We start from the raw sequence: 12,419 nt of genomic DNA on the forward strand, positions 1-12,419 counted from the left end.
ACAAGCAAGGTGCGCAGCGAGTATTGCGTTCTGGCACCAATAGAAAAAGAATATATTTCCTAATACCGAGTATAGGAAAACATGATAGGTTTTTCGTTCAGGCAACTGGAGTACTTCGTCGCCGTGGCCGAGCATGGCAGCATCAGTGCTGCCGCGAGGGCCCGGCATGTTTCCCAGCCTTCGGTATCGGTGGCGATCGCGCAGCTGGAAGAGGCGCTGAACGAGCGGCTGTTCCGGCGCCAGGTCAGCCGCGGGCTGGAGCTGACATCGGCGGGTACACGGTTGTTGGCCCAGGCGCGTGACATCATCGGGTTGGCCATCGCCATGAACCAACAGGCAGAGACCTCGCATGGCCCACTGCGCGGCAACCTGTCGCTTATCTGCTTCCAGGACCTGGGCCCCTATTACGCGCCTCGGCTGCTATCGAGCTTTCGCAAACAGTATCCCGAGGTTGAGGTCACGCTGTTCGAGACAGACCTGGCAGGTGTGCACCGCCAGCTGAGTGCCGGTAAAGCCGAGCTGGCGCTGACGTATGACATCGGCCTTGATCCCTCGCTGCCGCGCCAGGTGCTGGCTGAGTTGAAGCCTTACGCGCTGATTGCCACCGACCACCGGTTGGCCCAACTGGCGGCAATACCGCTGCAGGAGCTGGCGCAAGAGTGCTTGATACTTGAGGACATCGCACAAACCCGCGAGTATTTTTTGTCGCTGTTCTGGGCGCATAACCTGCAGCCGCGTACTCAGCAATTTACCCAAACCTTCGAAATGCAAAGGGGCCTGGTTGCGCATGGGTACGGGGTAGCCCTGTCGTGTACCCGGCCCGCTGGGGACCATTGCTATGACGGAACCCCGCTGTTGTGCCGGCCCTTGCTGGAAGAGGTGTCGCCGCAGAAGGTGGTGCTGGCGCAGTCAGGTGCGATGCATCCCTCGCCGGTAGCGGAGGCATTCAAGGGTTGGGTTGCCCGGGAGATTGCTGGGGGGACTGGTTGAATTTGCCCGCAGGGCCAGAGGTTTCGCGAGCACTGGCGTAACCGCTGGCATGCACCGCGCTGGATCCTTCGCGGGTGAACCCGCTCCTACAAGGATCATCACAGCCCTCAAGGACTATGCATTCTCTGTAGGAGCGGCTTTAGCCGCGAACACCGGCGCAGCCGGCGCCATACACCGCGCTGGATTCTTCGCGGGTGAACCCGCTCCCACAAGGATCATCACAGCCCTCAAGGACTATACATTCTCTGTAGGAGCGGCTTTAGCCGCGAACACCGGCGCAGCCGGTGCCATACACCGCAGTGCATGCCTGCCGCACGCTGTGCGCCACGTCACGTTCTGCAAGCAGCTAGCACATGCGTACTATTCTCATCACAGAAAGCCCTCCCCGATACTCCCAGCGTTAATCCGTTGCACATATGGAACGCCATCGCCCCCAGCGCTGGCCGCCACTTGCGTGGCATCTAATGGAGTATCTGGAGTTGCTATGAATCCCCTTTTCCGACTTTCCCCACTCACGTTCGCGATCACACTCGCCATGCTGCCGGGCGCCCACGCAGCGGACTACATCCTCGACAGCGGTGAAGACACCATCAGCAGTGACCGCGCCTACGATGGCACAGTGTCCCTGCGCCCCGGCAACGGCGTCCCCGCTACCCTCACCCTCAACAACGGCGCCGAACTGACCAGCAGAGGTGGGCGGATCGGTGGCTCGTCCACCAACAGCGAAGCGGCTACCGCCATGGCAACGGTCACAGTCCAGGGCCCTGGAACCCGCTGGCTGGTGCCGCGCACCACTGCCGTCCTGGGTAACACCATCGTCGTCGGTGGTGCTGGTCAGGGTACGCTCAACGTGCTCGACGGCGGCGAAGTGCTCGTACGCGACCTGCAGATGGGCGACAACGGCAATGCCGGCAATAGCCTGTCCCGGGCAAACCTGCTAATAAGCGGTGAAGGCTCGAAAGTGGATGCGGTCAACGTGACTGCCAGCGGCACCTTCCGGTACGACACGCGCATCACCTTGAAGGATGGCGGCCAGCTTGCCAGTGAACGCGTGAACATCAACTCGACCAGCGAGCTGTCCGGGGCCAACACGCGCTGGGACAATACCGGCCGCTTCGTCAACCGCTACGACCTCAGCCTGAGCGACGGCGCAGTGCTGACCAGCGACACAATGGAACTGGGCTCGGTCAACCTCAGCCGCAATAGTGTGGTGAGCGTGTCCGGCGAAGGCACGCGCCTGGCCACGCGCGCGCTGACCTTGGGCACCACCACCAGGACCACCAACCTGGTGTTGGCCAACGGCGCCGAGCTTAGCAGCACCGAAGGCATCGACATCAGCGTACTGGACAACGTTAACTCGGCTGGGCGCGGTACCCTCAGCATTGGCGGTGGCGTGGTCAGGGACGAGAGCCGCACCGATATCGACGCCATCACCGCTGGCGAAGCACACGCCGCCGGCCGCCTCGCCCCGCAGACGGCAATCCGCTTCGGTGCCAGCGGCGGTGCGCTGGCCTTCAACCACACCGACAGCGACCTGCAACTGAGCAACACCATCAGCGGTGCTGGCCGTGTGTATGCCTTCAGCGGCAACACCACCCTAAGCGGCGACCTGACCGGGATGTCTGGCAGCACGGTAGTGCGTGGCGGGCGCCTGATACTGGCCGGCGATGTCGACCAAACCAACCCGCGCGGCACCTCGCTGCTGAGCGTCGGCAACGGCACCCTGGTGGTCAACGGCACCGTCGGCCATACCGATACTGCCGGCAACTACAGCAACCGTGCGCAGATACTCAACGGCGGTGTGCTGGCCGGTATCGGCCAGGTCGGCAGCACCCAGGTGGCCTCGGGCGGTACCCTGTCGCCAGGTGAAGGCGCGCTGGGCACCCTGAAGATCAACGGCGACCTGGACATGGCAGCGGGCTCGCGTTACGCCGCCGATATCGCCGGTGATGGCGGCTCGGACCGCGTCAATGTCAGCGGCACCGCGACCCTGCGTGGCACACGGGTCGATGTCACCACACTGAACGACGCACAAAGCTACCAGACCGGGCAAACCTACACCCTGCTGGCCGCCCAGGGCGGCGTGGTGGACGGCGCTGCCGCCGGCACGGCCTATGCCCAAGCGTTTACCAACTCGGCGTTCCTCAACGTCAGCCTGCAGCGCACGGCCAATGAGCTGAACCTGACCATCGCGCAGAAGACCACGCCACCCGTTGAGCCACCTGTTGAGCCACCGGTCGAGCCGCCTGTGGAACCACCGGTTACGCCTCCGGTAGAGCCACCTGTCGAACCGCCCGTTACGCCTCCGGTGGAGCCGCCTGTAGAACCACCGGTTACGCCTCCGGTAGAACCACCGGTACAGCCTCCAGTTGAGCCACCTGTGCAGCCCCCGGTACAACCACCGGTGCAGCCGCCAGAAACGGGTGGGCCAGGCACCCCGGGCATCTTCCAGACCGTGGCGCTTACCGAGAACCAGTGGAACACCGCCGGCGCACTCAGCGACCTGCAACAGAGCGGCGAACCGCTGCGCCTGTACAACAACCTGCTGGTGCTGGATGCCGACAGCGCTCGCGATGCCATCGACCAGCTTTCCGGCGATTACCACGCCAGCACCGGCACCGCGCTGATCGCCAATAGCCAGGTGGTCTCCGGCGTGCTGGGCACCCGTCTGCGCGACCTGTTCGACAGCAGCAGCGTGCGCATGCCGTTGGGTGCCTCGAACCTCATGCCAACCACCCCTGAAGCGCAGGGCGGCGCCTGGGCGCAAACCTTCGGCAACTGGTCGAAGCTGGACGGCAACAACGGTTCCAGCGGTTTGCACCAGCGCACCGGCGGTGTGCTGATTGGCGCCGATGGCAGCATCAACCCGGACTGGCGCGCCGGCGTATACGGTGGCTACAGCCGCACCAAGTTCGACGCCGACGACCGCGATGCCAAGGGCCACAGCGACAACTATCACCTGGGCCTGTACACCGGCGCGCAACTTGACGCCCTGCGTTTGAGCGCAGACGTCGGCTACACCTGGCACAAGCTGGACAGCAAACGCAACGTGGCCTTTGCCGGGTTCAACGACCACCTGAAAGGCAAGCGCGACGCCAGCACCTTGCAGGCCAGTACCGAAGCGGCGTACCGCATCGGCCTGGGTGCAGTGGCGCTGGAGCCGTTCGTGGGTGTTTCGTACGTGAAGTACGACGCCGACAGCTTCCATGAAAAAGGCGGTGCCGCAGCGCTGGACGTGTCCAGCGAGAAGCAGGACACCTGGTTCTCCACCGTGGGCATGCGCGCCTCGACACGCACCCGCGTGGCCGATCACGACACCCAGTTCTTCGGTTCGCTGGGCTGGCGTCGTGCCTACGGTGACCTGGACCCGAACAGCACCCAGTCGTTCGCCGGAGGCCCGGACTTCGCGGTGCAGGGCATCGCCCAGACGCGCAACGTGGCGATGACGGAGGTGGGCGCGAAGGTGCAACTGAACCGCCAGACTGATGTGGGGTTGTCGTATCAGGGGCAGTTTGGTTCGGACGCCCGCTTCCATTCGGTTAACGCGGGTATCACGGTTCGCTTCTGAGCCGTTGCGGTGGGGCCTGGTGCCGGGTGACGGCGCCAGGCTATGTAATCGAGGGCACCGGCTTTGCCGGTGTTCGCAGTTATAGCCGCGCCTACAAGGTGCAGCGCAAGCCTTCAGCCCAGCGCCTCACGGCTGTGCTGGCCATCGACCAGGCGTTGCAGGCCCAGCGGGTTGGCGTTTTTCAGGGCATCGGGAAGCAACGCGTCCGGGTAGTCCTGGTAGCACACCGGGCGCAGGAAGCGGTCGATGGCCAGGGTGCCGACCGAGGTGCCACGGGCATCGGACGTGGCCGGGTATGGGCCGCCATGCACCATCGCGTCACACACTTCGACGCCGGTCGGGTAGCCGTTGACCAACAGCCGCCCGGCCTTGCGCTGCAACACCGGCACCAGCGCGGCGAAGCGCTGGAAGTCTTCCGGCTCGGCGATCAAGGTGGCGGTCAGTTGCCCGTGCAGCGCGTGCAAGGCGCGGTGCAGTTCGGCTTCGTCGGCCACTTCGACCACCACGGTAGCAGGCCCGAAAACCTCCTCTTGCAGCAGCTCGTCGCCGTTGAGCAGCAGGCTCACGTCGGCCTGGAACAGCTGGGCGTGGGCCTGGTCACCGGCCTGCTCGGCACCGGCCAGATGGCGTACGCCCGGGTGCTGATGCAGGCGCTGCACGCCGCTGGCATAGCTGCGCAAGGTGCCGGCATTGAGCATGGTCTGCGCGGGCTGGTCCGCCAGTTGCGCAGCCAGTACCGCGACGAAGGTGCTGAACGCCTCGCCGGCAATGCCGATGACCAACCCCGGGTTGGTGCAGAACTGCCCGCAGCCCAGTACCACCGAGGCGGCCAGTTCCTTGGCCACCTGCTCGCCGCGGGCCTGCAACGCCGCTGGCAACACCAGCACCGGGTTGATGCTGCTCATTTCGGCAAACACCGGGATCGGCTGCGGGCGCGCTGCCGCCAGGTCGCACAGGGCGCGGCCGCCTTTAAGCGAACCGGTAAAGCCGACCGCCTGAATGGCCGGGTGGCGCACCAGCGCTTCGCCGACACCGGCGCCGTAGACCATGTTGAACACGCCCGCGGGCATGCCGGTGGCGACCGCCGCACGCTCGATGGCTTCGGCCACCTGCTCGGCCGTGGCCATATGGCCGCTGTGCGCCTTGACCACCACCGGGCAGCCGGCTGCCAGCGCTGCGGCGGTGTCGCCGCCGGCGGTGGAGAAGGCCAACGGGAAGTTGCTGGCGCCGAACACGGCCACCGGGCCTACGCCGGTCCGGTACTGGCGCAGGTCCGGGCGTGGCAGCGGCTGGCGCTGTGGCTGCGCGCGGTCGATGCGCGCCCCCAGGTAGTCGCCCCGGCGCAGTACCTTGGCGAACAGGCGCATCTGGTTGCTGGTGCGGCCACGCTCACCCTGGATGCGCCCAGCCGGCAGCGCCGTCTCGCGGCACACGGTGGCGACGAAGGTATCGTCCAGCGCGTCCAGCTGGTCGGCAATGGCCTCCAGAAACTGCGCACGGCGCTCGGGCGCCATGGCGCTGTATTCGGCAAAGGCCGACTCGGCGGCCTGGGCGGCAGCGGCCACCTCCTCAGGGGTGGCCTGGGTGAAGGCCACCGGCAATGCTTCGCCGGTACGCGCATCGAGGCTGAGCAGGCGCACGCTGCCGGCAGCGCTGCGCTGGCCGCCGATGAAGTTGCTTCCAGACATGGTTGACTCCTGTAAAAAAGAAAAAGGCACTGCATGCAGGGCCTTTGTAGGAGCGGGTTCACCCGCGAATGCGGCGGCAAAGCCAGCATCGCATTCGCGGGTGAACCCGCTCCTACAAGGTCCGAGAAAGGCTGGGTGATCTGCTACAGGCTTTTCACCAGCCCTGGGCGAACCTGATGGGGCGCGGCAGCAATGCCGTTGCGCAGCGGCTGGCCAAAGGCGTCGAGGCTGACCTCGAAGGTATCCCCCGGGCGCGCCTGGATGCCGTCGGCAAACGACAGCGTGGCGGTGCCAAAATAATGTACATGGATATCGCCAGCCCGCAGGAACTGGTCGTACTTGAAGTGGTGGAATTCAAGGTTCTCGAAGCTGTGGCACATATTCTGCTCACCCGACAGGAACGGCTTGCTCCACAACACCTGGCCATCGCGCAGAATGCGGCTGGTGCCTTCCAGATGGGCCGGCAATGCCCCCAGGCGCAGCTCGGGGCCGAAGCTGCAGGCGCGCAGCTTGGAATGCGCCAGGTACAGGTAGTTGCGCCGCTCCATCACATGGTCGGAGAACTCGTTGCCCAACGCGTAACCCAGGCGGTACGGCGTACCGTCGTCACCGATCAGGTACAGCCCGACCAGCTCGGGTTCTTCGCCCGCATCTTCGGCAAAGGCCGGCAGCGGCAGGTCGGCACCGGGGCGCACCACAATGCCGCCGTCGCCCTTGTAGAACCACTCCGGCTGCGCGCCCTCCTCGCCCGCTGGTGGTCGCCCGCCCTCCAGGCCCCACTGGAACATGCGCATGCTGTCGGTCACGGCGCCTTCGGCCTGCTGCTGGTGCATCTTGTCACGGGTGGCGGCGCTGCCCAGGTGGGTCAGCCCGGTGCCGGTCACCAGGCAATGCGCCGGGTCCGGGTGGTCCAGCGGTGGCAACACACGGCCTTCGGCCAGCAGCGCCAGGTAGTCATGACGCTCACCCAGCCCGGCAGCCTGCACTTCGCTGGCCAGGTCACGGCCGGCGGCGATGGCCTGCAGGGCCAACTGGCGGGTGCTGCTGGCGCCGATGACTTCAAGGGCGTACTCGCCTTCCACCACGCCCACGCGGCGCTCGCCGCCGGCGGTTTCGAATTGGATCAATCGCATGCTTGTGCTCGCTTGTCGGTTGCAAAGGTTAGCGGGAGGCTTCGGCCGCCCGTGAAGAAGCCAGGCGCTGGCGGCGCTCCAGGCGGTTGTAGACCACGCCCGTGAGCAGCACCCCGCACAGCATCACCAGCGCCAGGAAATACAGGCCCGACGACAACTGCCCGGTGTGCTCCTTGAGCGCGCCGATACCAAACGGGCCCAGGTAGCCGCCCAGGTTGCCGATCGAGTTGATCAAGGCGATGCCCGCCGCAGCGCTGGCACCAGAGAAGAACCGCCCCGGCAGCGTCCAGAAGATGGCCGTGCAGGAGAACAGTGCGAACGCCACCAGGCACAGCGCGGCCAACTGCAGCACCGGCACCGTCAGCCAGGCGCTGAAGAACAGGCCGATGGCACCCAGCGCGTACAGCAGGCCCAGGTGGCCGTAGCGGTCGTTCAGGCGGTCGGAGCTGCGCGGCACGATCAGCAGGCCAATGATGCCGAACAGGTAAGGCACCGCCGAGACAAACCCGGTGACCAGGTCACTGCCGCCAAACTGGTGGATCAGCGTCGGCAGCCACAAGCCCAGGCCATAGATGCTCAGGGTCATCGGCAAGTAGAACAGCGCCAGCAACAGCACCCGGCCATCTTTCAGCGCATGCAGCGGGTTGCCATGGCGGGTCTGGCCGAATTCGCGCAGGTCGTTGGCCAGCTGCTCCTGCAGCCAGCTGCGTTGCTCGTCGCTGAGCCAGCGCACCTTGGCAGGCCCGTCCGGCAGCAGGCGCAGGGTGGGCCAGGCCAGCAGCACCGCCGGCGTGCCGATGCAGATGAACAGCCACTGCCAGCCATGCAGGCCGTAGATACCCTCCAGCCCCAGCAGCGCGCCAGACAACGGCCCGGTGATGAGCATGGCCAGCGGTTGCGAAAGGATGAAAAAGCCCAGGATTTTGCCGCGGTGGCGCACCGGGTACCACTGGGTGATGTAGTACAGCACCCCCGGGAAGAAGCCCGCCTCGGCGGCCCCCAGCAAAAAGCGCATCACGTAGAAGCCGTTAGGCCCGGTGACAAACGCCATGCCAACGGTGATCGCGCCCCAGGTCAGCAGAATGCGGGCGAACCAGCGACGTGCGCCGAAGCGGTCGAGCAACAGGTTGCTCGGCACCTCGAACAGAAAATAACCGATGAAGAACAGCCCGGCGCCCAGGCCATAGGCAGCGTCACCCAGGCCAATGTCGGCGCCCATGTGCAACTTGGCAAAGCCCACCGCCGAACGATCGACGTAGGCCACCAGGTAAAGCAATACCAGAAAAGGGATGAGTTTCAGTGTGATCAGGCGGACGAGCCGCTGCTCCTGAATCATGGCGATGTCTCCAATTGTTCTTGTAATGGGCACAGCACCTGGCCGGGGCTTTTTGGCAGACCGCTAACCTGGCGAATCGATCATATAGTATTACTATTTAAAACAACAACCCTTCACAGATGCCTTTTTAGCCGGTAGAGTCAGCCACATAACGACAAATAGTAATACTAATTAGGTGTCCCGCTCATGTCTGATAACAAACGCCCCCTGCGCTCCGCCCAATGGTTTGGTACCGCCGACAAGAACGGCTTCATGTACCGCAGCTGGATGAAGAACCAGGGCATCCCGGACCACGAATTCCAGGGCAAGCCGATCATCGGCATCTGCAACACCTGGTCCGAGCTGACCCCGTGCAACGCCCACTTCCGCAAGATTGCCGAGCACGTGAAAAAGGGCGTGCTGGAAGCTGGCGGCTTCCCGGTGGAGTTCCCGGTGTTTTCCAGCGGCGAGTCCAACCTGCGCCCTACCGCCATGCTCACCCGCAACCTGGCGAGCATGGATGTGGAAGAAGCCATCCGTGGCAACCCGGTGGACGCCGTGGTGCTGCTGACCGGCTGCGACAAGACCACCCCGGCGCTGCTGATGGGCGCTGCCAGCTGCGACGTGCCCGCGATCGTGGTTACCGGCGGGCCGATGCTGAACGGCAAGCACAAAGGCAAGGACATTGGCGCCGGCACCATCGTCTGGCAGATGCACGAGGCCTATAAAGCCGGCCAGATCGACCTCAACGAGTTCCTTTCCGCCGAGGCCGGCATGTCGCGCTCGGCGGGCACCTGCAACACCATGGGCACCGCGTCGACCATGGCCTGCATGGCCGAAGCACTGGGCACCTCGCTGCCGCACAACGCCGCCATCCCGGCGGTGGATGCCCGCCGCTACGTGCTCGCCCACCTGTCGGGCATGCGCATTGTCGACATGGTGCGCGAAGACCTGCGCCTGTCGAAAATCCTTACCCGCGAAGCCTTTGAAAACGCCATCCGCGTCAACGCCGCCATCGGTGGCTCGACCAACGCCGTGATCCACCTCAAGGCGATTGCCGGGCGCATTGGCGTAGACCTGCAACTGGAAGACTGGACCCGCGTCGGCCGCGGCACACCGACCTTGGTCGACTTGCAGCCATCGGGGCGCTTCCTGATGGAAGAGTTCTACTACGCCGGCGGCCTGCCTGCGGTCATCCGCCGCCTGGGCGAGCACGGCCTGTTGCCCAACCCCAGCGCGCTGACTGCCAACGGCAAAAGCCTGTGGGACAACTGCCAGGCCGCACCGCTGTACGACGAAGAAGTCATCCGCCCGCTCGACAAACCGCTGGTGGCCGACGGCGGCATCTGCATCTTGCGCGGCAACCTGGCGCCCAAAGGCGCGGTGCTCAAGCCCTCCGCTGCCACCCCGGCGCTGATGCAGCACCGCGGCCGCGCTGTAGTGTTCGAAAACTTCGAGGACTACAAAGCGCGCATCAACGACCCCGAGCTGGACGTGGACGCCAATTCGGTGTTGGTGATGAAGTACTGCGGGCCCAAGGGTTACCCGGGCATGGCCGAGGTCGGCAACATGGGCCTGCCCGCCAAGCTGCTGGCCCAGGGCGTGACCGACATGGTGCGCATCTCCGACGCCCGCATGAGCGGCACGGCCTACGGCACCGTGGTGCTGCACGTCGCGCCCGAGGCCGCTGCGGGCGGGCCATTGGCGGCGGTACGTGAAGGCGACTGGATCGAGCTGGACTGCAAGGAAGGCCGCCTGCACCTGGACATTTCTGCCGAAGAACTGGCCGGCCGCCTGGCCGACCTGCAAGCCCCGCCGCAATTGATCAGTGGCGGTTATGCCAAGCTGTACCTGGACCATGTGATGCAGGCGGATGAAGGGTGTGATTTCGACTTCCTGGTTGGCTGCAGGGGGGCGGCGGTGCCCAAGCATTCGCACTAGTAAGTGATGAGGTGTTCACCAAGAGTACTTTGTTGCCTGTGAGACCGAGCGCCGCCCGCGCGGCGCTTCGCGGCGCAAGGCCGCTCCCACATCTGTTTCGGGCCAGTTATTCCTGCTTCCTCCGCACTCGCACCTTGGGCGCATGGCTGGACATTGCAGAAAAGCACACGCGACACCTTCAATAATGAGGGGAACAACAAGGCGGACAGAGGTGATCTCACAGGAATGATTGGCCCGAAACAAACTGTGGGAGCGGCCTTGTGCCGCGAAGCGCCGCGCGGGCGGCGCTCGGTCTCACAGCCCCTGCAAATACCAAGGCGAACCCCTGGCAGCCCACAGCCCCCCTCACCCACTAATGCTATGATGCCCACCCCGCCCGAAGGACCACCCGCGCCCCCCATGAACTACCGCCAGCCCACCACGCGCAAAAGCATGCACGCCACCCTGGTTCAAGACCTCGGCCTGCAAATCGTCTCTGGCCAACTCGCACCCGGGCAAAAGCTGCCTTCCGAGGCCAGCCTGTGCGAAAGCTACGCGATCAGCCGGCCGGTGTTCCGCGAAGCGATGCGCGCCCTTACCGCCAAGGGCCTGGTCGAAGCCCGCCCGCGGGTCGGCACCCTGGTGCGGCCCCGCCATGACTGGCACATGCTCGACCCCGACGTGCTGCACTGGCTGATGCAGGCCACCCCGCAAAAAGACTTCTTCAACACCCTGTCCAGCGTACGCTGGGTCATCGAACCCGCCGCCGCCGCACTCGCCGCCACCAACGCCACCCGCGAAGACGTCGAGTCGATCGGCGAGGCCTACCAGCGCATGGAAGCCGCGCGCACCCATGAAGAGCGCCTGCAACCCGACCTGGACTTCCACGCCCGCATCGCCGACGCCACCCACAACGACCTGCTGGCCTACCTGTGCAACATGCTGTCGATGGCCCTGCGCGAATCGGTGCGCTACTCCAACCAGCGGCCAAACTTCGACCAACTCGCCCTGCCCCGGCACAAGGCGATTCTCACCGCTATCCAGAACGGCGACGCCCTCGGCGCGCGGCATGCATCGCTGGTACAGCTTGAAGATGCGCGCGTGGCGTTGAGCAAGGTGTTAGGGCAAGACCCGACCAGCTGAAGCAACGCCGCTACTGACTGGCGCGGGTTACCCGGTACAACGGGTGGAACCCGGCTTGATGTTTTCCGCTTCACTCCAGGCAGCAGGGTCAGCTGAAAGCGAACCCGTTTCGGCTATTCCCCGCGCCCGCACTACCCCCCAGGCCAGCGCCCGGGCCTGCGACGCCTTAGGCCAGGCATAGAACGCTTCTTCGTGCAACGCCATGCCAGAACGCGCATACACGCCCACGAACATCTGCGCGACACCCCGGCGCGAAAGCCGCACCTGCACATCGATACACACGCCACCGTCCAACGTTTCTTCATGGCTGCGGTGGTGAAGCGTTGGGTCGACCCACGTCCAGTACACGTTACCCCTTATTCGCATAGAGCCTCCAAGCAACCGGAATTGGTAGTGTCCAGAGTCACGTGGGTTAACCCCTTACTTTCGGATTAACCCGATACAACTGGATCGACCGCGGGCTGCGAGGGATTGCTCCATTTATTTTTCGGTTGCGGTATGTGCTCTCGAAGGGAACAAACAAGGCGAACAGAGGTGACTTAACAGGATGGACTGGCCCGAAACAGATGTGGGAGATTCTATGGTTTTCAACAAGCCGGTTTGACCCCTTTGGTGGTGTATTCGTCCTGATTCTTCATCAGGGCGAATGCCACCCTTGCTAG

8 protein-coding genes are annotated in these 12,419 nt (G+C 64.7%); 4 read left to right on the forward strand and 4 right to left on the reverse strand.

Annotated elements, in window-relative coordinates:
- Nucleotides 1-81: 81 nt before the first annotated feature.
- Together ACIP02_RS24140 and ACIP02_RS24145 are read left to right on the forward strand one after the other, a co-directional pair.
- On the forward strand, nt 82-990 hold the full coding sequence (locus ACIP02_RS24140) for a LysR substrate-binding domain-containing protein (protein WP_400621637.1): 909 nt from the start codon (nt 82-84) through the stop codon (nt 988-990).
- 484 nt (nt 991-1,474) lie between these two features.
- Entirely contained in the window at nt 1,475-4,558 is a 3,084-nt protein-coding gene (locus ACIP02_RS24145) for an autotransporter domain-containing protein (RefSeq protein ID WP_400621640.1), read from the forward strand.
- Nucleotides 4,559-4,671: 113 nt separating this feature from the next.
- Here ACIP02_RS24145 and ACIP02_RS24150 read toward each other — a convergent pair whose 3' ends face one another.
- The 3 genes from ACIP02_RS24150 to ACIP02_RS24160 all read right to left on the reverse strand — a co-directional run bounded on the left by ACIP02_RS24150 (nt 4,672) and on the right by ACIP02_RS24160 (nt 8,715).
- Entirely contained in the window at nt 4,672-6,246 is a 1,575-nt protein-coding gene (locus ACIP02_RS24150; protein WP_400621643.1) for an aldehyde dehydrogenase (NADP(+)), read from the reverse strand.
- Between the two features lie 143 nt (nt 6,247-6,389).
- Nucleotides 6,390-7,379 (reverse strand): AraD1 family protein, encoded by a 990-nt coding sequence (araD1, locus tag ACIP02_RS24155; RefSeq protein WP_400621646.1) that lies wholly within the window; start codon nt 7,377-7,379, stop codon nt 6,390-6,392.
- Between the two features lie 28 nt (nt 7,380-7,407).
- Nucleotides 7,408-8,715, reverse strand: a complete 1,308-nt coding sequence (locus ACIP02_RS24160; protein ID WP_400621649.1) for an MFS transporter — start codon at nt 8,713-8,715, stop codon at nt 7,408-7,410.
- Nucleotides 8,716-8,901: 186 nt separating this feature from the next.
- Here ACIP02_RS24160 and ACIP02_RS24165 point away from each other — a divergent pair, with 186 nt between their 5' ends.
- Together ACIP02_RS24165 and ACIP02_RS24170 are read left to right on the forward strand one after the other, a co-directional pair.
- Nucleotides 8,902-10,635: an IlvD/Edd family dehydratase gene (locus ACIP02_RS24165; RefSeq protein ID WP_400621652.1), complete on the forward strand. Its 1,734-nt coding sequence runs from the start codon at nt 8,902-8,904 to the stop codon at nt 10,633-10,635.
- A 399-nt stretch (nt 10,636-11,034) separates the two neighbouring features.
- Nucleotides 11,035-11,757, forward strand: a complete 723-nt coding sequence (locus ACIP02_RS24170) for a FadR/GntR family transcriptional regulator (protein ID WP_400621655.1) — start codon at nt 11,035-11,037, stop codon at nt 11,755-11,757.
- Between the two features lie 27 nt (nt 11,758-11,784).
- On the opposite strand, the gene ACIP02_RS24175 is transcribed toward ACIP02_RS24170, so the two are convergent.
- Nucleotides 11,785-12,123: a hypothetical protein gene (locus ACIP02_RS24175; RefSeq protein ID WP_400621658.1), complete on the reverse strand. Its 339-nt coding sequence runs from the start codon at nt 12,121-12,123 to the stop codon at nt 11,785-11,787.
- Nucleotides 12,124-12,419 lie beyond the last annotated feature (296 nt).

Source organism: Pseudomonas sp. NPDC089408 (genome assembly GCF_044749445.1).
Lineage (GTDB): Bacteria > Pseudomonadota > Gammaproteobacteria > Pseudomonadales > Pseudomonadaceae > Aquipseudomonas.